The organism is Desulfosporosinus sp. (genome assembly GCF_014237355.1).
Classification (GTDB): Bacteria; Bacillota; Desulfitobacteriia; order Desulfitobacteriales; family Desulfitobacteriaceae; genus Desulfosporosinus.
Map to the genome: position 1 here is coordinate 54550 of NZ_JABZFS010000080.1, position 20879 is coordinate 75428.

Genomic DNA, 20879 nt, shown 5'->3' on the forward strand with positions numbered 1-20879 from the left:
ACCTCACTTCTTTTAGGCAATAAAAATAACGCCCTTCTCCACGGCGTTTTACTTAAAATTTGTCATCGCTTCTAATTCGACCAGGCTAATTATGCAGCGTAGGCATCGCCAGTAATTAATGTGTATTCCTCAGAAGTAATCTTCCCAAAGGAAACGTACCTTGCAACCTGGGCCTTCGTGGCCCATCCCTTGTCGTAATACATTTTAATTCGCTCGAAATCATTCATCTTATAATCCTCCCATTAATAATCTTAAGTCAATATCAACCATCTGCTGTCCTAATACCTGATTCTCCTGCTGAAGTTCGAGAATTTGGAGCTCCTTCTCAACTAGTTGTTGCCCCAGGAGGTCAGTCTCGATAGGGTTCTTAAATTGGCGCTGCAGATCCTCCTCGGGAGTTAGGAAAGTTAAGAAATTACCTTCAACCAGATTACATTCCCCGGCTAGTATCAGTCCGCCTAATAGTTCCTCCTGAATAATCAGCTGCTTTTCCTCTTCAGTTCCATATGGTATTTTCTTCATTATTTAACCTCCACAGTACCTATTTGGGATATTCGGTCTACCAGTACCTCTAGCCTATCACAGTATGCCCTATTAGCCCCATCGGTGGATTTTACAAATACTCCAATCTCATCCCCTGGGCTCCATGCCGGAATATCTTCTGTAAAAGTAAGTCTCGTAACATCCTTGGCATATCGCTCTATACCAACGGGTGTTCCGTTCCTGTATACTCTTCCATACGCAGCGTATATACCACTCATCATGTTACTTCGTAAAATAAAGGAGATTCTTAAGGTTCCCCCCTGGCCAATAATCACGGATTTAACCTTTACGTATGAAGTAGAATAAGTTTCGGATCCAACGGTGGATTTATCCCGGTAGGCAATTATATTCCCAGGTGCGAATTGTGCCATTCCAGAAACTTCAGCCTCAACTGTAGATCCGCTAGCCATCTTGACGTTGGCAGCCTTGGTTATGGGAAAATAATCATCAAATCCCCCATCAGCCCGTTTCCTTTTCATCTGAAAATTTTTCTCAGCCATGATTTACCTCCTTTATAATTCTTGATACCACCAGTCTCCTGTATTAAGAGTTGGCTCCGTGGAACTGGGGATAATGCTAAGGCCCGCCCCAGCCCCGATGTCATTTTCTAACTGGGACAGCTTTGTAGGAAGACGTACCGATATGGCCTGGGCTACCCTGAGTGCTGACCATAACCTATTGGTTGTCGCTGTCCCAGCTTCTGCTTCCGCCTGTGATACTGTGCTCCAGGTTGCAGTATGAGCCATGGTTCGAGTTACCCCATTAATTCGGGCCATTATAGAAGTTGTGGTGGTCCAAATATCGCCATTGGATGGTGCAGTGGGATTAGATCCGTGAGGAATGTTCAGAGGAGTTCCATCTGCAGTACTTGCTGGTAGGACTAAACCACCCTCCATGGTATCCCCCGATTTGTTAACCTTTGACGCGGGATCAAAATTACCATTATGCCATAAATCAAACCCATTAAATTTAAACTCTAAACCGAAGATCTTCATCTATTCAACACCTTCTTCCTAACCCACCACAGTTACTCGATATTGGTTTAGTGTAGGGGCAGATGGAAAGGTAATTCTTAAGGTATTTGCATCAAAAACCTTACTATCTACCAGTACCATATCTCCCGTGGATGTTTCTCGAACAGTCCAAGAAATATCCAGGGTAGCTAGTCCATGGGCAATATTAAAGACGGTAGCCGTCCCATCTCCGATGTTAACAGATCCCTTTTTGGTCCTTGCAGCTACCATATTGGTGATCGTTGTCGAGAAATTGGGATCATCACCAAGTGCAGCAGCCAATTCATTAAGGGTATCTAATGTTCCTGGTGATGAATCAACCAGGGCAGCCACTTTTGTATCCGTATAGGAGTTAGCGTTGGCCAAAGCGGTATCTGCTTTCGACTGAGCCCCCGAGGGGGTCTCTTTGGCGTTCCAAGCCGTCTTCTCAGCGTCAGTTACGAATCTGTTAGAAGCGTCTTGCGTGATGATGGAAGGGGGATGATTAGCCGGATGCGTGTAGGCATTAGCCCCAGTTGCTATACCATCTAGTTTGGTTTTATCTGCTGCCGTCATAAACCCATCTGTGGTTGTTGTAACGTCAGCGTGTGCCGTTCCCCCGGTGCCAACGTGGCCGGAGGGAGCAGCTCCTACGTCCGTGGCTGATAGGGTGCCCCAAGCTGAGCTTCCAGCCGTTGCCCCTGCCTTTAACACCTTTCCATTGTTGGTAGTTCCAGTGGCTGGAACGTGAAGACTACCATCACTGGTTGGATGAACGTAATTATTGGCCCCGGTAGCTATCCCATCAAGCTTGACCTTATCCGTGGAGGCCATTAGACCGTCAGCGCCAGTGGTAGCCACAGCGGTTGAGGCTTTTGCATTCCAGGTTGCCTTCTCGGTATCCGTTACAAATCTATTAGAGGCATCCTGGGTGATTATAGACGGGGGGTGGTTCGCAGGGTGAGTATAATTATTCGCCCCTGTAGCTATGCCAGCAAGCTTTGTTTTCTCCGTTGCAGTGTATGACTTATTAGTAGTCCCATCGACGATCATGTCAGCACTGTGGGTGGACGGATGTGAGTAGTTGTTGGCATTGGCAGCTACCCCGTCCAGCTTCGATTTATCGGTAGGACTCATGAGACCGTTCTGAAACGTTGTTGCATTGGGTATCGGATCTACTCCTGTACTAATGTGTTCGCTAGCGTGATAGGGAAACGGATGGGAGTTAAGGACTTCGATATACTCCACCATAATCTCAGTACCTTCGTCTAGCCCCCCAGTAATCTGAAAGCTCGTAGCCGATGACTCAATTAGGGCCTCGTTATCCTGCTTCTGTCCGAACATATACCAGAAAAGGGAATTGGTTCCGGGCTTATAGGACCCCTTGGTCAAATTGAAAGTACCCTGTCCCAATCCTACAGTAAACAATTCCTGTCGGATGAGGAAACTGGAGGGATTATCATTGGCACTTAATACGCCATCTGTGATGGATAGGTTTGCTCCAACCTTAACTCCGCCTAGGGTAGTAGCAGAAGCTATAGGCAGATCCTGTCCTCCCATCTGAGTCCATACCTCGGTATCTTTCCAGATCTTCTTGGTATCGGTAGAAAAGTATACCAATCCAGATCCGGTGGCTACGGGTTTTGCGGATTCTACTCCCTCCCTAAACTCTGGTGTATTACCCCCGTCTTTTACAGGAGTGAACCCGAGGGCAGTTGTGACGTTTGAGCTTGTAATCTCACCCCGGATTGTGGCTGAGGATTTGTTTTCAACAGCGCTTAACCCTACGTCAGTCTTAGTTAGGGTGCCCCACGACAGGCTTCCAGCGGTAGCTCCAGCCTTTAGAACCTTACCGTTGTTAGTGGTACCCGTTGCAGGGACGTGTAAATTGCCGTCACCCGTGGGATGGGAGTAATTATTAGCATTAGTAGCTATCCCGTCAAGCTTAGTTTTTAAGGCGTTGGTGAATGCGACTTCCATAGCGTTGAGAACGGCTAAATTAGAGTGGGAGTGTCGCTTAGTAAGGGCATCGGCAACATTGGCGCTTAGATTGTCATCGTCTATTAAGGATGCGCATGCATTAATCAGGGTTACTATGCTAGCCCCGGTTAATACCTGGCCTAAGTTAAGCTTTATGGTACCATTCCAGCCGTAGAAGGTATTGTCAGCTGTGCTGTACCATAGTTGGCCGGGAACGGGACTAGCCGGATCAACTGCTAGGTTCTGTATCCGCGCGTTTTGTAATTCATTTTTTGCTAGATCTATATTGGTTAAGATCTGCAAGATATCTCCCCCTTAATTAAGGTAAGCTTTACCGCTAAATACGTAACTAAACGATAATTCAACGGAGTTATTGGACAGGTATTTGACCTCACCCATCACGGTACTTCCAGCACTGTCTACGACAGTTACCGACGGAAAAAGCCCCAGGCCATGGTTAACAGTCCATATCTGTGATGGAGATAGTTGTGTATGGATATACGTTGATGCTTGGGGAGCTTCACTAACTGTTATATATCCGGCATCGTTTTCAAGTTGTGAGGTTTTGGTCGGGATATTCTCAACAGATAAATTAGACTTCTCAACTAACGGACTATCTAATACTTTCTTAATTTTTTCAACAAGTGTTGGGACATCGTTTCCAAAGGTCGCCTCTAGTTTAAAACCGTCTGGCTCATATATTTCCTTCACTTCCGTGATACGAGCATCTAGTGTTACGTCCCATTTACGGTTCATGGCAGTGACAATATCCCCAAGATCCCAGTCCTCTTTGTACGTGTAAGGCCCATTGGTCAAAATCTCGTTGTCAAAGGTCTGAATTTCGCCCATCTCAGAGAGCTTTTGTTGACCTCGGGATACTAGGTCATCACCATCCTCTATGTCCCGGGCATCAATAAACGTCTCAAGACGCTCTAGACCACTTAGGCCAGTACCGACCTCGATAATCTCGCGCTCTTCACCTTCACCTTGGCCACCAACATAGCCAGTATTTCGGTACCCGAAATCGCTATCAATAAAGGTTTGGACTTTAACTGCGTCAAAATCAACCGAAAAGATGACTGGAGGATTCACGGTTTGCCCAGCTGTAAGATCACGCCCTTCGTAAGTTTCGAATATACACTGTTTACTTACGGTATCTAGGATAACGTCCCAGCCTAAGCCACTAGAAAGTGATATAGCCTCAAGCTCTGCGTCCAACGCTTTGAGTCTACTCAGATGGACAATGTTAGGACCTCTTGAAAGATTCGGAGCAATAGCCAATGAAGGCATCTTTCGCCTTAGATCAACCGGATTTACGCAGTTCTTATCTACGTAGTGCTTCATGGCCTCTTCAGCTGTAGTTTCAACTCTATCATAAGCAAATCCAGCCGGTGGGACAGTTATCCTTCTCCCGACCATAGATGCAATAGTTGTGCCTTTGATCAAGATTGTCTCTTCCCCGTTTTCTCCAACCGATATTTCCCTGTGCAAAATAAAAGCCGCCTTATCCCCGGCGACAACGATTCTTCCTTTTTGCAATTGCCCGGTGTTCGCTTTATCCACCGAAATGTGAAGTTCGAATTCCCCAGCTTTATGCCAACGTCTGGTCCAGATCAGGCTCTCATAGTCATCTATTTCTGCGTATAAATTAAATTGTTTGTCTATGATCCGGATCGGTTGCATAATTACACCTCTTCAAACCAGAAATCTCCAGCAACTATCCCTGAAGGCTCCGAAGGGCCTGGACCTGCTAAAACCCTTAGGCCTATATCATTTTGCCTTGATGCGAACCACGTTTGCCAGTCAGCCTGGATGCTATCCCATTCGATATCGACTGAGGCCTTTTTATTTGTCCATTCGTTATCAACCACCGAAGTATGTGCTGTCCAGGCTGCCTCAATTTGATTTAGTGTGCTGTTCCATACGTCCCACATTTCCTGTGCCGGAATAGTTATTAAGCTTGATACTAGTCCGCAATTTGCTGTTAGTCGCTCATCAGTGATGTCTGAGGCTAGTATTGTGGTTGCTCCTTTGCGGATCCGCGTCTGTGCCAGGGCAAGTTCTTTGACTGTACTTGTAATCTCTAGTGAGGGTGCCTGAGGAGTACTTGAGAATGCACCCTTCTTTATGACCACACCTATTGTTCTAGCTACCTCATCAAATCGCAAAACCGTTCGATCAATGCGGTCAAGCATGGAATCGCTAGCATCTAATTCCTTAGCCAGATTGGCATCATTATGGTACATATAGCCACGAATAAATCCGAATCCAGGCTCTATGCTAACGCTTAGCCCGCTGCCTGGTGCGACCTTTAATCCTGCCTGTCCATTTTCCGTATATAAACCATCGCTCAGAAATCGACTGAAGTATTCTGCATAGTCGCTTGCTAGGTATAACCGTTCGTCACCCTCAGCGCTGTTAAAAAATCGATAATGCTCCACGTTTCCACCCCCTAAATCCCGATATAACGGTTTCTATAGCTTACAAACACTGCAGCCGGCTCGACTTGGTCATCGCTCGAATACTCTACAACATTGTCGCCTACCTGCAGCGACCAAAACGTACTTCCAAGATCGATCCAGTTGAAAGCGTTAATTCTAGAACCTGACTCATCCTCGATCTCAACTCGTTTTGCACCAAAGTCCGTTGTGATGATTAGTTTATCGGTGTTCAGTAAGCTCCGATTAACCTGAATGTATTCTCCGGTGGTTTGGTTCGTAATTCGAGGGTTAGTCGCCGGACCCTTGAACTCTATTCTAGCCGGCGTTTCCACGTCTCCCTGGTTAATAATGTTGATTAGCTTGGGACCTTTCGTGGCATAGATGGTCGGCAAGCGTAGAGGGAAGCTCATACCGCCGATCCATGTCACAATCTCATCCGTTTCAGTCTCAATGTCGAGCCAAAAGGGCTTGGGGCAAAGGAGGGTTATTAAAAAGACCTGATGGTTTACTGAGAAATTGCTCGGAAATGCCGGGGCCAGTTCTGTTATGCATTCGATCTCCTTAACAACTGAGCCTTTTTCATAGCGAAGAGTGCCGCCTAGCTTGGGATTAAAGGCTTGCAGGAGTTGCCTGCGATAAGTGTCTTTATCGGGTGCTAAGATACTGCCTTCGATGGTCAGCTCCCGTTCGGCCAACGTTCCACCTGTCACGGTTGAGCCATCTTGATAAGGTGCTTTTTGTCTCAGGATTTCGTTGTAAACACTTCCAATGCCATCAAAGCGAGTAACTAATAATGGAGCAGAGTCCCCAAGCATGACACTCTGCCCTCGTTCGTTTGTGTAAGTAACTTTTGGCATGCTACCACTCCAGCGCCAGCCGTCTGCTGGCATTTTTTACTTGACGCGCTGTCTCTGACGGTGAAAGAGGCGTTGGAGACTCAATGGTAATGTATTGAGTTATTCCGTTGGGCTTATCCTGATTACCGGCCAACACACCGCGAGCAACCTCCTGGGCTGTTTTTAAGACCAAATCTTCACTAGCTTCATGGTTATAAATTTTTGTTCCTCGCGGGAGGTTGTAGATTTCATAGCCCTTCTCATGAAGTGTTGTAAGTCCGCCAGAAAAGTAGTTCGTTCCGTTATAGTTTTCGTCCACGTCATCATCTCCGCTTGAACCGCCGGATGTCTTCGTTATAATCCAACGGATAATTGGATTATTAGTAAACCATTCTTTAAGCTTGTCCCACCCGGTTTTAATGGTACCGTCCTGCTCGTTGAGCTGCTCAGCGACATCCGCGTTTTGTTGCTGGAGCTCATATACCACCTTTTCATGCATATCTTTTGCTTTAGTGATAGATGCTGCTCTGGTTCTTTCAGCAGCTTCTATCATCTTCTTGGCTTGATCATCAGAGGTAATGACCCCTTCATTTCGTTGCCTTGTAATGGATGCCACGACCTTTTCATACTGTTCATTAGCATAACTTCGGCTGCTTGCAGAGTCGTTATATCTTTTGCCTGAAGCTGCATGCGGGTGAGAATTGCCTTCTGTTCTGCTTCAGAATCCGTTAAAGCCTGAATCGCCAGTTGCTCCATTTCGTCCTTGATCCTTTTAATTTGATCCGCTTCTTCTTGAGTTATTGACCGATGATCAGCGGCGGCCTTTTCATAAATCTCTTTGATGGTCGCATGGAAGGAAGTTAGTTCATTATTCTTTGTCTCATGGGTTTGCTTCATCTTATCGAGTGCGTTTTGAGCTTCTTGCGTGTCCAAAAGGCCTTGATCAGCATAGAACTTGGTTAGATTGGCCAGATCCTCTTCGTAATGCTTATCCCGCCCTGCTTTAATATCGGCACCCATCTTCTCAAAGGTACCCACCATCTCGGCAGCCATCCCTTGGGTAATGGTTGTGTTAGTTGCCTTAAATGCCATGAGGGATGTACTTACTTTTTTGTCCATCTCCATGTAGGATGTTACCGCTTTTTTGGTTGTGTCGGAAACTTCATCGCCAAACAGATCTACACTTGGTATAACTTCTTCGTTTAAGGAACTTACCAAGGATCCTCCTATGGCAACCACTGCCGCCACTCCGGCTACTGCTATTCCTACCGGTCCGGAAAGTGCTGTCAACGCCGTACCTAAGGCTGGAAAAGCTCTCGTCAGAATACCAACTCCGGCAGCCCCTCCTGTAGCTGCGGCACTCACGGCACCAATCGCTCCTGCTGCTCCGCCGACCAGGGATATGAGTGGGCCTAGTACCATCATTAACGGTCCAATGGCTGCAGTTATGCCGATAATGGCAAGGACTGTCTTTTGTCCAGCTGGGGACAGCTGGTTAAACCATTTCTCCATCGATTTAATCGCCGGCACAATGATGTTCTTGATGATGTCTGCTAGGGGCAAAAGGGCTGGTCCTATTGCGGCTTGCATCTCGCGCAATGATTCAGTAAGGGCTCTCGCTGGATTTGTCTCATAGGCTGCTTTAGCGGCATTCTCTGTGGCACCTTTGAAATCTCCAAGACCCTGCATTCCGTCGGCCATGGCCATAATAACTTTTGATCGGACATCTTCCCACTGGGTCCCGAATAGGGCAACGCCTGCAGTATTCTGTTCGACCGGATCTTTCATTGCCGCTAAACCCGCGACTGTCGCCATAAATGCTTGCTGACCTTTTTCGCCCCCTTCAGCGATGGCGGTACCCATTTCCTCAGCAGATAGGCCAATGGCGGTAAAGCCTTCGGCTGTTGTCTTGGATCCGTCTTGGGCTCTTATGTTAAACTCTTTCATGGAGTCTCCGACTTTATCCAGGTTCCAAGCCCCAGCCTGAGCACCGGAAATAAGAATCCCCATCATCTGTTCAGCTGATATGCCCATTGCGGCAAACTGGGGGCTATATTCCCGCAAGGTATCGATAAGCTCGCCAGAATAATCTCCGCCTTTCTGGAAGCCAACGGTGATTAGGTCCAACGCCTCTTGTCCATCGATGCCGAATGCCTTCATGGCCACACCGGCAGCGGCAGTGACTTCTTTGATATCCTGATCGAATACGTCAGCAATGGTCATAGCACCTTCTGCAACGTATTGTAACTCCTCATCGACCAAGGCGCCCATATTTAACCTGACGTCTTTGATTGCGTTGTTAACTTCCTCAATGTTTTCTCCAAAGCCGTTTTTCCAGACTTCTTCTGCGGTGTCGCCTAAGTTTTCCGCTTCCTCGGCAGTAATACCAAGCTGAGCTTGAAGCTTGTTTTGAGCGTTTTCGGCGTCTACTGCCCCTTTAAGCATAACTGCACCAGCTGCGATGGCGGGTGCGGTGATACCAACAGTCATCTTTTCGCCGATGCCTTTTACTTTATCCCCAACTTCACTTAATCTGTTGGTATTACTTTCAGCGGTTTCCCCTAATTCGTTCAACTCGCTACTTGTACTTGTTATTTGCTCCTCAAAGCGTCTCAGTTGCTGCTCTGCGGCAGCAATTTCTCGCTGAAAAGCACGATATTCATCCTGGCCGATATCCCCTCTTGCCAGTTGTTCATTGACTTGCTCTTGGGCAGCACGAAGACGGTCAAGCTTTTCCCGAGCATTTGCTACCGCGTTCCCCAATAAGGTCTGCCTTTGAGTAAGTAATTCCGTATTCGTAGGATCGAATCTGAGTAGTCTTTCAACCTGTCTGAGTTCACCCTGAATGTCTCGGCTTGATCTATTTACATCAGCCAGGGCTCTTGTTAGTCCAGTTGTTTCGCCTTCGATTAATACTGAGATTCCTTTAATTGTTGCTGCTATGTTAATCACCTCCCTTACGGCATAAGAAAAACGCCCATAAGGCGTTTATAAAAAAACTTATTCACATTTCCACTAGTACTCTAAAGCAGTCTTTAGTGAAGTTAAGGTGCCATACTAATATTCTTGAAAGATGAAAATAATTCAGAGGCGCATTTCAGCTAACGTGACATTAGTTGAAAAATAAAATCTTATAATAATTATACCCAATAACTAAGTAAGCAATATTGACTAAAGCAATACAATATTCAATCTTTGACTTTGTTTGTCTTTTATAAATAGAAATTCCGATAATAACTATACAAAGAACCGCAGATAAAATTGTTACATAGTGAAAGAAAAGCAAAAACGTAAGTAAATTGATGTCTATTGTTGATTTTATAAAGTAAAGTCTCAAAATCGGTAACCAATTGATTATGCTCATTAAAATTAGTATAAATGTTATCTTCTTTGTCATAAAACGATTTATCCCCACCTAACGATATTCCTTTTAACATTATATGGCCTGGATAATCTTAATTATCTCCTTTACTCTCAAAAATCTGCCCTAACTAATCAAATAAGAGACCCAGGTATGGCGTATAACGTCCCGCGTATTCCCGAAGTCTGGTTATTACATGCATACTGTCTCAGATTTTGGGAATACGCTGTTATCTGATGCCGGGTGCCCCCAGAGTTATTCTAAAAACCTATTTAGCTAAGTCTTTTTCGGCGATCCAGGTTAAGAATGATGTGTCAGCGCTACCCAGTTCGACAATTCTATCCTTATACATCATAATTCCTAGGCCATGTTCTTCATCCCAAGTGCAATTTAATTCATAACCTACATATGCCATACCATCTTTATAAACATTCATTATATGAACCTGGGATAGTCCTATTAACCTTTTAAAATCTTCATATGCCTCTACATCTGGCATGTATTCTAATTTCTCATCACCCTCATACCCATAATCAGCATGCAAATCTGAGTAAATTTTAAATAAGGCCTCAATAATTCTGTCTCTTATTTCATTCTGATAATCAACTGTATATTGGTATGCTACAAGATGCTCATTTGATAAATGTGGATCCTTCTGAACCATATCTCCACCAATATCTAATCTGTAAACACCTTTTGAGCTTGATACAAAGCCATTCCATGAAGTTAAGTGAATTGTGCCTTCATATCCATATTCTCCAAGTGACACATTTGGTATATTGACATTCATTTTCCTTACCCCCTTATCCCGACTCCTAAGAATGGCACCGATACACCCGGTTTCAGATAACGTAGGATTAGCGAAATAGTTCGTATTATATCCGATATGAGAATTATATTCCGAAAAGTACATATATCTTACTTTATATGTTTTCGTCATATTACCTAAATTTCCTCCTGCGTCGGATATCTCTCACGAGTAACTGATCATTTCTCCATTATCGATGCACCTAACCTCGCAGTTTGGATTTTTATTTGATTCGCTAAACTCCCAAGAAAGGAATCTTAATCATATCAGACACTACAAATCAATTCCTATAAAATACATCAATGTCTTTTTGAGTGGCCTCCCTTTCCTTGCTATCCCCATCACCAACATATGATTTAGAGTAGGCAAGTAAGTCGCATACTCTAAACTCATTTATTTCTGCAAAACTTAAACCCGTTCGTTTGCCTATTGCCAATAATTCAAGATCTAATCGTTCCGGTACCCAGCTATCCTTTGACTCACCGTCTTTTATTCTTCCCAAGAAAGCCATTGGCGACCTCCTCCATTGAGGCCGCGAGAAAGGTTGGGTTTGTTAAATCGATTTCGTCAAATGTCACGAGCCATCCTTCAAAACTTGGAAACGGTTGCGGATAGGCATCCGCTTTGGTCATCGCCCAGGTAATCTGCAACAAGAAAACGGTATCGAGTTTCGAAGAATCTTTCTCGATCCCTTTCATTCTTGTTAAATCACCCAAGAGATCTGAATGAAATTCTTGTTTGTAATACAAGAGGGCCAGAGGCGTTGCTCTGACCCTCACTTTCTTATCGCCAATCATTAGCTCTTTCATAGGGATCCTCCTTAAGCTGCAGCCGGTATTGTAACTGCTGTGAAGAATGCGTTATAGGCCGTAGCATTCGTTTCGGAGAGTTCCATCGTCCCCTTAACCACGTTCTTGCCGCCGATTTCCATAGGTTTAATAACTAATGAAAGAATATCCGTTGCCGGCTCGATTGCGTCCCCATTTGTTTTATGTTCTTTAGCTGGACGGCTGGCAGTGCAGTCAAAGTACACGAAACGCCGATTCTTCTGATCACCTAAAACTTGCCCTAAGAGGGCAAAGGGCTTAGGTATCGCGTTCGCTATTTCAACCAGCATCCCATTTTACTGTCAATTTCCCAGCCGAGCATTTCCGCAAGCACTGCATCCGGCACTAAGGCCATTTCCAGGTCTGCCGTGTAGCCATTATTGCTCGTGCTCACATAATAAGACCCATTGTCTGCATAAAACGTACTATCTTTGCCTTCGGCTTTTGGCTTAAAGCTAACCGCGCCAGGTATAGCGATGGGAGTTTCCCAGGCGGGCTGGGTTACATTTGTAAGGTCTTTAAAGGCGATATGGACTTTCTCAAGGCCAAAGGTTACTTTGTTATCCATGTTTTATCCTCCTATCAGCTGAATTCTGTAGATCACTTGATATAATTCTTCCAATTCAATTTTTGCCTCACTTTTGGAATAGGGCAGGTGCAATTCTTTAAGCTTGTCTTGGACTAACTTCTCTATAGTAAGATCCTTCTTGTCCGTGTAAAGCTCTATGTTGTAATCACCAATATCAACATAGTTTTGGTTGTCCGCTTTGAGATCCTCGTCGTCCGTAAATTGATACGTAATAAACGGAGGAGATGGGGATGGGTTCTCAGGGGTTGACTCAAATTCACCATAAGCTATGGGCATGCCCAAGCTTTTTAATGCTGTTACTAATTCAACCTGATTCATATTACCCACCATTCCTTATAATCCGTTCAATGTTCCTTACCATTCTAGGGGCATATTTATCGTGCGCCGGCCCAAGATGAGGATAAGCCTGCACTCTTCCGCCTCCTCGCTTGGCGTGACCAAATTCAAGTAAGTGAACTAGTCGATAGAATTTCTTGTTCCAAATTACATATCGCCGATTACCTGGGAGAGACTTATCCGTCTTCACAAAGCTTGCCGCATATTTTCCTTTTCGCTTTGGAGCGAGTCTTTCCGTTTCAGCTAAGACATTATCGGCAGTGGTACCAACTTCTCTCTCGATGGAGACCGTGACGTCTTCTGTGTATTCCCGGATAGAATTTGCTATTTCGTTGGCCAGTTGATCAATTCTAATGTAAGCCATCGGCAGCCACCGCCTCACAGGTCAGTTCAATCTTTTCGCCTTTTCCTCCTGTACGAATGATTCGATAGTTTATGCCGTTGTGCTTGAGCTTGGCTTCGCCGAGGTATTCCCGGACATAGATTTCGAATCGTTTGGAAGGTCGCAAACCGTTAAGAGCCGCATTGTAAAACTCACCCGAACCCACCGAGAGTTCTTCTGCAAAGACTAGGCGTTCCGTAAGAGTCTTGATCTGATTGCCAATCTCATCCGATGTAATTGTTGAACTAACTAAAAATACAGCTTGATCCGGTCTGCTCATGGCAAGCTCACCGCCTTAAGCTGGGTCATGAGAATATCGAAAGCGGGACTAAAGGCGACCTCTCCACTTTTGAGGTTCCAAATATCATTCACACCCACGGTCAAGGCTGCAATCCCTAACTCAGTCTCTACATTTTCAGCTGTTACACCAGCGTTTAACATGTACTGCTTGACTGCAATTGCTTTGATCGAAATCGTTCCGTCGGTGTACGGGCTTGTTATCCCTAGCCCGGTTTTTACTTTCTCAAGTAATTCTTCGTTCGTCATTTACTCACCCTCTACGGGATCTAAGGAAAACGGGACTAAAACCATGGTCAGTCCCGTTTTTTTCATCTCATACCGTAACTTTTGAGATAGTTCCTCATGCTCCCTGACAGTGAGTGGCCTTTTTGCTTTCAAATAAAGAACGCCCTCAGTCTGTTTTAGTTCAACAGCTTCAGGCGCCTTGCTTTTGGTTCTAGGCATTTATGCCACCTTCCTTAACAAATTAGGTTGCGGAGTAGCTGTAATAGGCGAAGGTGTTCTTAGCGAACAATGGCTTGCCACCGGAGTACAGCTTGCCTCTCCATACCGTCTTATCCTCTGAAAACTTCTCAGAAGCATTCGCTTCAATGACGAAGGCCTCCGATTCATTGACAATATACGTTGAAAGATCGCCATACAACACGGACTCAGTATCAGGCATTTGGGATGTGAACACCACTGGCTGCCCGGCAATTAAGTAATTGGATTGACCAGGTCCACCCTGCACCGGAAGGCCGGATACTAAAGGCTTCCCTGCTGCATCGGTAATTGCGAAAAACCGCTTAAAGAACGTGCTGCGTTTCATAACCCATGTTGCATTATCTCCATAAGGGCTTTCAACCTCTGAACAGATCGTGGCAATCTGTTGCCAGTCCATCGCGGAATAAGTTTTAGCTGCTGAGGGTGCAACTTTAAGGGCTGCAATAATTCCTTGGAAGGTCGAGGTATCCACCGCGCCATTTAGCACATAGTTTTCAAGTAGAATCCCAATGTACTTCCCAATTTCCATGGCAAGGAACTTTTCAAAGGCTGGAATGCTGTTTCTGAGCAGCAGATTCTTAACAACAATCGTTGCCACAACGGCCTGCTGAGAAATTTTCACTTCAGTAAATGAGAAGTTAAGGGTTACTGTGCCGTCGGGATTCTCGGTGGGTGCCTCGGTAGTACCAATAGGAAGGGACACGTCACCTGTAAAGCCAAACTTAGTGATAGCCGTATACAATCGGCCATATTGTTTGATCACCGAATAGACATTATCGAGAGTTGTTTGGGGAACCAGGTATTCAGCGCCGCTGGCCACACTTTCGCCGCTCATATCCGTAACAGCGCGCTTACCATATGCCATAATGTCGGCATCTGCTTCGCTGATTTTCCCATTGAGATAACTTCTATAGAAAGCATCCCGGTACTTTGTGCTTGAGCGATAATTCTCTTCCGTTAGATCGTTATGGTTTTGCTTGCCGAACATAAATCCTCCTCGTTTCTCGGTCTCCGGTGCTTCCTGGAGCCTTTCATTGATTTCGTCCAATCGTTCAGACATACTTCTAAGGTTGTCGGCCACTTCGTTCATATCTTCGGCTGACATATCCCGATGATTTTTAACCTTGCTTTTCAGCTCCAGTCGCTTTTGTTCCAACTCAGATTTTTCCCTACGGAGTTCAGCCGCCTCTTTTTGCGTTAATTTCATGGATCCTTTTCCTCCTCTTTCTTAGTTGTCACGTATGGTTTACAACTGACTGATCAGGTTCATTAAGGCCAATTTGAGAGCTGCATCGTCAGCCGATGCAGGCGTCTCAGCGGTCTGCTCTTCGGTAATAATGACCGTTTCTTCATACGCCGGGAAGACGACGATACTTACCTCATAGACATCATTAATCTTGAGGATTACATCGATCTTGTTTTCCCAGTCGGTGGCGATCATGGCATTGTTATCGAACCAAAAGGACATGCCATCCACAATTTCGTTTTGAACTCGGTCAAAGACGTAATCGTCCAACCAGGTATTCCCCAGAGTTACCTCAATAAACAAACCGACCTCGTCAACAACGGTTCTCATATTCTTTCCTGCTCTGCCGAGCACCCAAGACGTGGCATGATCCCACAATAAAACAAGCTTTGAAAGATCAACCCCTTCCAAAGCTTTCTTATCGACCTTCTCGATCCACTTACTCCCACGGTAGGGGCGTCCCGGTGTGTCGAAAAGTATTGGGTACCCCCGCAATCTCCTGACGTTTTGGCCATCCACTTCTTCGCTGATCGCTCTAAATTTTGACCGATCATCATCAAAGAGCATGCGCTTTTTAGACTGCTGACTCAGGGGTGATTTTTTCTCCGCTTCCTTGTTCATCGCTCTCTCCTCCTTTCTGCTCCACCACGTAGCTCCCGGGACTTAGCACTTGAAAGTTCTTGTTTTCCAAGAACTTGTCTAGTTCCGGCGGCCCTTTGGTGATGCCAAGCCGTTTTCTGATCTCATTTCGGTTCATAATTGTCCCATAGACCATTTCTTTATAGAAGGCAGTCTTGGTCGCCAGAGTGCTGATTTCCAAGTCCACCAATTCTGCCTGAACGCAATTTCCGTGAAAGATTTCCGTTTCACTGAACAAGGCATAGGTGGAGGTCTCTTCGATTTGCCACACCCAGGGCTTGATGGTGTTGTCCACAAACTGCTCAAACTGAAGTTCTGAGGCGGTTCCGTTAATGATTTCATAGCTAACACCGAAGTAGTTATAGAGTTTTCGGGTGATATCATCCAGAAGTTTGGTATCTAAAGGATTGAGTTTCATGTCAAGATTGTGGACTTCATACTCAGCGCCGATCATTCCGAAACCGGTCGTGTTTTCAGCTGTTAGAAATAGCTCTTTAAACTCATCCAGCTTTTTCTTCATGTCAGAGCTCTTCAGCTGGGACTTGACTTGAAGCAAAGCAGCGATTCTTTGACTGTTCTCACTGTCCTTGACGGCTTGGTTTTGCATGGTGTTGACAATTTGTACATAGTTTCCTGAGGCCTGTTTGCTGAATCCTTGTTTGCCGTCAGGGAACCGCTGCAAATGAATTAGGTCCTCGTAATAAAATGGATAGCTTCCGCCTAACGTGACAATGATTCTCCCCTGGGCATCCTGGCTGAACTCACCTCTGGTAAAGGGCAATGGCCAAAGCCAGCGCAGTTTGCCGCTGTGTTCATCCCATTCGGGCATGATGAAACAGTTATTGGTTAATAACACTTTGGTCATACAATGAGTCCAGAAAACTTGAGGGCACTGATAAAGATTGGTTCTTACCTTCAGGGCAAACCCCAGCCGGTCATTGACTTGGGTCATGTTACCTTCCGTGTCTGCTCGGATATGGTAAAAGGGAATGCTGGCGACCTTTTCAGCGATGAAGTTAATGGCGGTCCGGATTTCCGGGATGTTGTAAATATTCCCCCCGAAGAGTTGCGTCAGGGAATATCCTCGGTTCAGTAAATCGATGACTTTGGCAGCCGTTATTTTTTCTTTCTGAAAATAACCTGCCACATATCGGAAGAACCCCAATTGATCACCTCTTTTCTACGGCTGGTATTCTTCGAACAGATCCAATACTTTTTTATAAGCAATATAGGCCATTAAAAAGCTCAGGTACCCGTCGATTCTCGCCTTACTCTTTGCCTTGTCCGGTTGAATGTTTGCGTTGGTGTCGATCTTAGCTGCAGTATTTGTTGTACACCACCGGAAAAGACCATTGTGTCGACTGAACTGTACAATCTTGTCCTCAAACAATGATTTGGTTTCCTTCATGGGTTGGGAAAGACTTTTAGCTCCCATCGCAACAGGGAAAACCACACCTCGTCCCTCGTTGTCTTCTCTTGGGAACCCCGATATCTCCATGTCGCTGGCAAAGTCCTCAAAGTGCCAACGGTCAGCACCGATCTTCCAGAAGGTCACGCCATAGTTCTCGGCTAGATCAACGTACCATTGCACAACGTCCTTTCTGCTTACCATGCTCCCCTCGCAAATATGCAAGAGCTCATGGTTAAGTCCATCACTTGCTCCGGTGTAAGTAAAGCTCTCGTAAGCCATTTTATCTGCCTTGCTTGTTTTGCTCAATCCTTGACCGGGCAATGAAATACTTTTGAAACAAATACAGTTTGCCTCCGATGGGTACCAGGGCTGACGATGCACAAAGATCCGTCGTCTCAGCAATGTCACTTGCTCCAACTGCATAAAGATCCCGTATCATGTCCTCGGTCATATCGATAGCGCATTGATCAACAATGGGGAGATCAAAATAGATCATGCTTAAGGAGCTGGCCCTGTTCAGATGCTTGGCCAAAAACGATGGCATTTGAGCATGGTCTTCCAGGGCTTTTTGATATTCGCCTTCGAGATAACTCATGGTGGGTCTGGCTTCCCCTGCTCCTGGGTTAGCCTTTATCCAGCACGTTCGATCCTCAGGCTTGTCATCATCGTCGATCCGCAAGATCATCGGGAAGACGCGCTCTTTACTCTTTCCGTTTAAGACCTTTTTACAGCGCTCGAAGATGCTGTCAAAGATTCCTTCACGGACAAAGCCAAAGGTTGAGATGATGACGTTCAACGGTTGAGCTCGGGCTCCTTGGGCCGAGGAAAAGACATCATAGGTGTTACGGTTTTTAATTGCATGAAGCTCATCGATGACAACACCATGAGGGTTTAAACCGTCCTGACCTTCGCTGTTTTTACTGCCGGCTTTCATGTATGAATTGGTAGCAGGAAACAGGATCATCTCAGTGTTGTCTTTATCCCTCTTAGTCCGCCAATGTTTTTTGGGGTTATCTTTGGGGGTCAGAACATCACTCGTCTGCAGAAAAGATTTTGCCGCTTCGTAAACAATGGCCGCTTGAGTTTTCATGGTGGCCAGACACCACACCTGAGCAGCCGGTTCTCCGTCGGCCAGTAAGAGAAAGTCTGCAATGGCTGAAATGAAAGTAGATTTACCCCATTTTCTGGCCACGAATAGGATGAGTTCCCTAAAGTATCGAACGGTCATCTGGAGTTCGGTGTCATAAATTTTGAAACCAAAAATGCAGGCAGATATATACTTTTGCTCTATGGATAATTCAAAAGGTTGTCCGGCCCAGCGGCCTTCCTTGTGCTTAACGAGTTTGCAGAAATCAATAAAGGCCTCTACGTCGGTATCGTCGTAGAAGACCTTTGGGTTTTTAAGTAAGGATTCAATGAGTTTCTTTAGCTTTTTGATGTCTTTACAATGCTTTTTAGGCTCTCGATCAACATAATCATGCCAGCTTTTTATATACTCGGGAAGAGCGACCTTAGGCCTAGCCACCTTTCCCCCGCCTTAGGATAATTTTTTCGAAGGCATCCGGCTCCGGGGCTTTAGGTGGAGGACCCTGCGGCGTTAAGTCTGTCAGCTGCTTGATTATGCTCATGTGGTTCTTCACCATCGTATTATAGATCTCAACCTCAGGTGATTTTTTCGTTCCAAATTGGTTTTCACCGTTCTTGTATTCAGAGACAGTGCCTTCTCGGTTAATGGTTTCCTGCAGATCCTCAAGGGTAATGGTCATGAAGGCAGCGTTGGTGATCAGCGATAAAACTCTGTTCATGGTCTCTTTGGGCATATTCTTGAAAAGACGCTTAAGTCTTTGGATCTCTTTCTTAATTCGCTCTTCTTTCGTTAAATCTTGATGTTCCTTTTTCATGGTTTTATCACCTCCCCACCACACCCCCCTATACGGATCTAACTCGCGTAATAAATAACCTTCCCTCCCCGGTCCCCAAGCTAAAAGCATTACTTTTTTACCCCGGGGGGGGTTGTGAAATCTTGTAATCCTGTACTTCTCCCGCTTTTATGGTTATGACAATCAGAACACAAGTATTGTAGGTTATCCGGATTGTAAGCTATGTTCCAGTCATGCTTGTTTGAATCGGTTAATTCAATGATGTGGTCAACTTCCTTGCCCGGCTTGATGATACACTTAGCTTGGCATTGCTCACAGAGACCGTTAGCTCTAATAATGACAAACTGTCTTGCCTTCTCTCATTCTTTGTTTTTATAGATCTCGGGATGCCTTGCCATTACATTGGTCCAGATATACCCTTATTCGACCGCATCATCCGATCAAGTGCTTTAAATATCTTTGTATCCTCGTACTTTATTTTAGGATGATATTTAACCGGTTCTTTCTTTAGAGTCTCATTAGCCATGTACTGCCCTCCTTATTGGACATAAGAAAAGAGCCTTTCGGCTCTTAAGCCCTTTACTGCACTGGGACACAGCAAGAGCACTTTTCAAAATTCTCTACACCTACACATTAACATATATTTGCGAGTTTTAAGTGCCAAGACTCTGCCAGCTTTATGCCAATTTACTGCCAGAATCAAAACACTGATACCTTTTTTACGACTCAAAAAATATTGTCATTTCCTAAAGGAATTGGAAAGTTTTTGTAGAAAGTATTTAGCATTTGAAAATTAGTTATTAATAGATAAAAGCACCATTTTTCTATCAAAATGAATATTTCTTGTGTTGATAAACGGAGTATTACCGACACATGCGTATTACATATATATTTTGGGCGTCTCCGACACTTGTAGAGAATTCATGGTTATATGACATACCAACTTAGATAGATATGAGAATAGGGGAGAAAGAAGTGGAAGAAATTAGTTTTTCTGTTATATTAATTGCTGTAATTACTGCCTATATTGGATACAAGTTCAATGATAGAACTAAAAAGAAAGAAAAGTTTATAAAAGAGTTGACTAATAGTTATAATGAAGTTTATTTTCCTATGTATGAGCTTCTTTTGAATATAACTAAGGCAGAAGATAGCATCCAAAGAGATAAATTACTAGAAGATTTTTTGGTTACATATTCTGGTGTTGATTCTAAGATTCGATTTATTGGTACTTGTTCTATATTGGAATACTTCTATGACCTCAGGAGCACATATAACAAGTACATTAAAGAGAACAAACAAAATGAATCTATATTATCAGAAAAACTAACTAACTTATTAAATATGATTGAAACTGAATTTTGGGATGCACACGATATTATTTATGAAGATCACATTCAGTTTAAAGATGATTCATTTAAAAATCCGTTTTTAGTTGTATCATTAAGTATTCTAAGAGTTATTTATTATTTTACTTCTTTTGCGCTTGGACTTAGTTTTCTTGTACTTTATGTTGTTATATGGGATAGAATTATACCTGTTGAATTATTACCTAAAGAAGTTAACTTCCAAAGCACAATTGGTTTAATATTATTTTTAACAATGGTCTACGGTATGATGTTTACTATTAAGGAATTTGCAGTGAAAAGGAATAGAAGGAAAAGTAAAAGTTTTAAAAATATTGTAAGAAGAATAAAGAGTAAAGTCTCTAAGAAGAATTGAGCGCAAGTTGGTACGTCATATAACACGCAGTTCCCGAAACTTAGAATATATGGATAAGGTAAGATGCTTCGGACTGCTGGGGCCTTAGACGACATGGATTAGA

Annotated in this window: 29 protein-coding genes; 1 reads left to right on the forward strand and 28 read right to left on the reverse strand. The window is 44.4% G+C overall.

Annotated features, from left to right (window positions below; genetic code table 11):
• Positions 1 to 89: 89 nt before the first annotated feature.
• The 28 genes from HGJ98_RS19490 to HGJ98_RS19625 all read right to left on the reverse strand — a co-directional run bounded on the left by HGJ98_RS19490 (position 90) and on the right by HGJ98_RS19625 (position 19580).
• Positions 90 to 227 (reverse strand): XkdX family protein, encoded by a 138-nt coding sequence (locus tag HGJ98_RS19490; protein ID WP_291353376.1) that lies wholly within the window; start codon positions 225 to 227, stop codon positions 90 to 92.
• 1 nt (position 228) lies between these two features.
• Positions 229 to 522, reverse strand: coding sequence for a hypothetical protein (locus tag HGJ98_RS19495; RefSeq protein ID WP_291353377.1), 294 nt, complete (start codon positions 520 to 522; stop codon positions 229 to 231).
• Complete coding sequence (locus tag HGJ98_RS19500; RefSeq protein ID WP_291353378.1) at positions 522 to 1043, reverse strand: hypothetical protein; 522 nt, start codon at positions 1041 to 1043, stop codon at positions 522 to 524. Before HGJ98_RS19500 ends, HGJ98_RS19495 begins: the two co-directional genes overlap by 1 nt.
• 12 nt (positions 1044 to 1055) lie before the next feature.
• Entirely contained in the window at positions 1056 to 1538 is a 483-nt protein-coding gene (locus tag HGJ98_RS19505) for a hypothetical protein (protein WP_291353379.1), read from the reverse strand.
• Positions 1539 to 1556: 18 nt separating this feature from the next.
• A complete protein-coding gene (locus HGJ98_RS19510; protein ID WP_291353380.1) occupies positions 1557 to 3818 on the reverse strand; it encodes a hypothetical protein in 2262 nt (753 codons plus the stop codon).
• 12 nt (positions 3819 to 3830) lie between these two features.
• Positions 3831 to 5198, reverse strand: coding sequence for a siphovirus ReqiPepy6 Gp37-like family protein (locus HGJ98_RS19515; RefSeq protein WP_291353381.1), 1368 nt, complete (start codon positions 5196 to 5198; stop codon positions 3831 to 3833).
• A gap of 2 nt (positions 5199 to 5200) precedes the next feature.
• Complete coding sequence (locus HGJ98_RS19520) at positions 5201 to 5956, reverse strand: hypothetical protein (protein WP_291353382.1); 756 nt, start codon at positions 5954 to 5956, stop codon at positions 5201 to 5203.
• Between the two features lie 11 nt (positions 5957 to 5967).
• Complete coding sequence (locus tag HGJ98_RS19525) at positions 5968 to 6813, reverse strand: phage tail family protein (RefSeq protein ID WP_291353383.1); 846 nt, start codon at positions 6811 to 6813, stop codon at positions 5968 to 5970.
• A gap of 1 nt (position 6814) precedes the next feature.
• The gene (locus HGJ98_RS19530; RefSeq protein WP_291353384.1) at positions 6815 to 7345 is read right to left on the reverse strand and encodes a hypothetical protein; all 531 of its coding nucleotides are present in this window, start codon (positions 7343 to 7345) and stop codon (positions 6815 to 6817) included.
• Positions 7342 to 9744 (reverse strand): phage tail tape measure protein, encoded by a 2403-nt coding sequence (locus HGJ98_RS19535; protein ID WP_291353385.1) that lies wholly within the window; start codon positions 9742 to 9744, stop codon positions 7342 to 7344. Before HGJ98_RS19535 ends, HGJ98_RS19530 begins: the two co-directional genes overlap by 4 nt.
• 677 nt (positions 9745 to 10421) lie before the next feature.
• On the reverse strand, positions 10422 to 10943 hold the full coding sequence (locus tag HGJ98_RS19540; protein ID WP_291353386.1) for a hypothetical protein: 522 nt from the start codon (positions 10941 to 10943) through the stop codon (positions 10422 to 10424).
• Positions 10944 to 11241: 298 nt separating this feature from the next.
• Positions 11242 to 11472, reverse strand: coding sequence for a hypothetical protein (locus HGJ98_RS19545; RefSeq protein WP_291353387.1), 231 nt, complete (start codon positions 11470 to 11472; stop codon positions 11242 to 11244).
• Positions 11441 to 11770 (reverse strand): hypothetical protein, encoded by a 330-nt coding sequence (locus HGJ98_RS19550; protein ID WP_291353388.1) that lies wholly within the window; start codon positions 11768 to 11770, stop codon positions 11441 to 11443. Before HGJ98_RS19550 ends, HGJ98_RS19545 begins: the two co-directional genes overlap by 32 nt.
• An 11-nt stretch (positions 11771 to 11781) precedes the next feature.
• On the reverse strand, positions 11782 to 12078 hold the full coding sequence (locus HGJ98_RS19555) for a hypothetical protein (RefSeq protein WP_291353389.1): 297 nt from the start codon (positions 12076 to 12078) through the stop codon (positions 11782 to 11784).
• On the reverse strand, positions 12063 to 12356 hold the full coding sequence (locus HGJ98_RS19560; RefSeq protein ID WP_291353390.1) for a major tail protein: 294 nt from the start codon (positions 12354 to 12356) through the stop codon (positions 12063 to 12065). Before HGJ98_RS19560 ends, HGJ98_RS19555 begins: the two co-directional genes overlap by 16 nt.
• Before the next feature lie 3 nt (positions 12357 to 12359).
• Positions 12360 to 12695, reverse strand: a complete 336-nt coding sequence (locus HGJ98_RS19565; RefSeq protein ID WP_291353391.1) for a hypothetical protein — start codon at positions 12693 to 12695, stop codon at positions 12360 to 12362.
• A gap of 1 nt (position 12696) precedes the next feature.
• Positions 12697 to 13077 carry an HK97 gp10 family phage protein gene (locus HGJ98_RS19570; protein WP_291353392.1) on the reverse strand — a complete coding sequence of 127 codons (381 nt, stop codon included), beginning with the start codon at positions 13075 to 13077 and terminating at the stop codon, positions 12697 to 12699.
• Positions 13064 to 13375 carry a phage head-tail adapter protein gene (locus tag HGJ98_RS19575; protein ID WP_291353393.1) on the reverse strand — a complete coding sequence of 104 codons (312 nt, stop codon included), beginning with the start codon at positions 13373 to 13375 and terminating at the stop codon, positions 13064 to 13066. Before HGJ98_RS19575 ends, HGJ98_RS19570 begins: the two co-directional genes overlap by 14 nt.
• Positions 13372 to 13641, reverse strand: a complete 270-nt coding sequence (locus tag HGJ98_RS19580) for a phage gp6-like head-tail connector protein (protein ID WP_291353394.1) — start codon at positions 13639 to 13641, stop codon at positions 13372 to 13374. The genes HGJ98_RS19575 and HGJ98_RS19580 overlap by 4 nt, the downstream gene beginning before the upstream one ends.
• Positions 13642 to 13839 (reverse strand): hypothetical protein, encoded by a 198-nt coding sequence (locus HGJ98_RS19585; RefSeq protein ID WP_291353395.1) that lies wholly within the window; start codon positions 13837 to 13839, stop codon positions 13642 to 13644. It lies immediately after the preceding gene.
• A gap of 22 nt (positions 13840 to 13861) precedes the next feature.
• Positions 13862 to 15085, reverse strand: a complete 1224-nt coding sequence (locus HGJ98_RS19590; RefSeq protein WP_291353396.1) for a phage major capsid protein — start codon at positions 15083 to 15085, stop codon at positions 13862 to 13864.
• Between the two features lie 39 nt (positions 15086 to 15124).
• Positions 15125 to 15745, reverse strand: a complete 621-nt coding sequence (locus tag HGJ98_RS19595; protein ID WP_291353397.1) for an HK97 family phage prohead protease — start codon at positions 15743 to 15745, stop codon at positions 15125 to 15127.
• The gene (locus tag HGJ98_RS19600; RefSeq protein ID WP_291353398.1) at positions 15699 to 16928 is read right to left on the reverse strand and encodes a phage portal protein; all 1230 of its coding nucleotides are present in this window, start codon (positions 16926 to 16928) and stop codon (positions 15699 to 15701) included. The genes HGJ98_RS19595 and HGJ98_RS19600 overlap by 47 nt, the downstream gene beginning before the upstream one ends.
• A 15-nt stretch (positions 16929 to 16943) precedes the next feature.
• The gene (locus tag HGJ98_RS19605) at positions 16944 to 17453 is read right to left on the reverse strand and encodes a terminase TerL endonuclease subunit (RefSeq protein WP_367142750.1); all 510 of its coding nucleotides are present in this window, start codon (positions 17451 to 17453) and stop codon (positions 16944 to 16946) included.
• Position 17454: 1 nt separating this feature from the next.
• Positions 17455 to 18699, reverse strand: coding sequence for a terminase large subunit (locus HGJ98_RS19610; RefSeq protein WP_291353400.1), 1245 nt, complete (start codon positions 18697 to 18699; stop codon positions 17455 to 17457).
• Positions 18692 to 19075 (reverse strand): hypothetical protein, encoded by a 384-nt coding sequence (locus HGJ98_RS19615; RefSeq protein ID WP_291353401.1) that lies wholly within the window; start codon positions 19073 to 19075, stop codon positions 18692 to 18694. The genes HGJ98_RS19610 and HGJ98_RS19615 overlap by 8 nt, the downstream gene beginning before the upstream one ends.
• 89 nt (positions 19076 to 19164) lie before the next feature.
• Positions 19165 to 19392 (reverse strand): HNH endonuclease, encoded by a 228-nt coding sequence (locus HGJ98_RS19620; RefSeq protein ID WP_367142754.1) that lies wholly within the window; start codon positions 19390 to 19392, stop codon positions 19165 to 19167.
• 59 nt (positions 19393 to 19451) lie between these two features.
• Positions 19452 to 19580: a hypothetical protein gene (locus tag HGJ98_RS19625; RefSeq protein ID WP_291353402.1), complete on the reverse strand. Its 129-nt coding sequence runs from the start codon at positions 19578 to 19580 to the stop codon at positions 19452 to 19454.
• Positions 19581 to 20029: 449 nt separating this feature from the next.
• Here HGJ98_RS19625 and HGJ98_RS19630 point away from each other — a divergent pair, with 449 nt between their 5' ends.
• Positions 20030 to 20776, forward strand: coding sequence for a hypothetical protein (locus HGJ98_RS19630; RefSeq protein ID WP_291353403.1), 747 nt, complete (start codon positions 20030 to 20032; stop codon positions 20774 to 20776).
• The last annotated feature ends 103 nt before the right edge of the window (positions 20777 to 20879 follow it).

Coding starts and splice junctions, on each gene's coding strand:
- HGJ98_RS19580 (WP_291353394.1), bottom strand. CDS start 13,641: ATGACGAACGAAGAATTACTTGAGAAAGTAAAAACCGGGCTAGGGATA.
- HGJ98_RS19565 (WP_291353391.1), bottom strand. CDS start 12,695: ATGAATCAGGTTGAATTAGTAACAGCATTAAAAAGCTTGGGCATGCCC.
- HGJ98_RS19595 (WP_291353397.1), bottom strand. CDS start 15,745: ATGAACAAGGAAGCGGAGAAAAAATCACCCCTGAGTCAGCAGTCTAAA.
- HGJ98_RS19560 (WP_291353390.1), bottom strand. CDS start 12,356: ATGGATAACAAAGTAACCTTTGGCCTTGAGAAAGTCCATATCGCCTTT.
- HGJ98_RS19615 (WP_291353401.1), bottom strand. CDS start 19,075: ATGAAAAAGGAACATCAAGATTTAACGAAAGAAGAGCGAATTAAGAAA.
- HGJ98_RS19555 (WP_291353389.1), bottom strand. CDS start 12,078: ATGCTGGTTGAAATAGCGAACGCGATACCTAAGCCCTTTGCCCTCTTA.
- HGJ98_RS19495 (WP_291353377.1), bottom strand. CDS start 522: ATGAAGAAAATACCATATGGAACTGAAGAGGAAAAGCAGCTGATTATT.
- HGJ98_RS19550 (WP_291353388.1), bottom strand. CDS start 11,770: ATGAAAGAGCTAATGATTGGCGATAAGAAAGTGAGGGTCAGAGCAACG.
- HGJ98_RS19570 (WP_291353392.1), bottom strand. CDS start 13,077: ATGGCTTACATTAGAATTGATCAACTGGCCAACGAAATAGCAAATTCT.
- HGJ98_RS19540 (WP_291353386.1), bottom strand. CDS start 10,943: ATGAATGTCAATATACCAAATGTGTCACTTGGAGAATATGGATATGAA.
- HGJ98_RS19525 (WP_291353383.1), bottom strand. CDS start 6,813: ATGCCAAAAGTTACTTACACAAACGAACGAGGGCAGAGTGTCATGCTT.
- HGJ98_RS19605 (WP_367142750.1), bottom strand. CDS start 17,453: ATGGCTTACGAGAGCTTTACTTACACCGGAGCAAGTGATGGACTTAAC.
- HGJ98_RS19590 (WP_291353396.1), bottom strand. CDS start 15,085: ATGAAATTAACGCAAAAAGAGGCGGCTGAACTCCGTAGGGAAAAATCT.
- HGJ98_RS19505 (WP_291353379.1), bottom strand. CDS start 1,538: ATGAAGATCTTCGGTTTAGAGTTTAAATTTAATGGGTTTGATTTATGG.
- HGJ98_RS19530 (WP_291353384.1), bottom strand. CDS start 7,345: ATGATAGAAGCTGCTGAAAGAACCAGAGCAGCATCTATCACTAAAGCA.
- HGJ98_RS19575 (WP_291353393.1), bottom strand. CDS start 13,375: ATGAGCAGACCGGATCAAGCTGTATTTTTAGTTAGTTCAACAATTACA.
- HGJ98_RS19515 (WP_291353381.1), bottom strand. CDS start 5,198: ATGCAACCGATCCGGATCATAGACAAACAATTTAATTTATACGCAGAA.
- HGJ98_RS19500 (WP_291353378.1), bottom strand. CDS start 1,043: ATGGCTGAGAAAAATTTTCAGATGAAAAGGAAACGGGCTGATGGGGGA.
- HGJ98_RS19585 (WP_291353395.1), bottom strand. CDS start 13,839: ATGCCTAGAACCAAAAGCAAGGCGCCTGAAGCTGTTGAACTAAAACAG.
- HGJ98_RS19625 (WP_291353402.1), bottom strand. CDS start 19,580: ATGGCTAATGAGACTCTAAAGAAAGAACCGGTTAAATATCATCCTAAA.
- HGJ98_RS19545 (WP_291353387.1), bottom strand. CDS start 11,472: ATGGCTTTCTTGGGAAGAATAAAAGACGGTGAGTCAAAGGATAGCTGG.
- HGJ98_RS19490 (WP_291353376.1), bottom strand. CDS start 227: ATGAATGATTTCGAGCGAATTAAAATGTATTACGACAAGGGATGGGCC.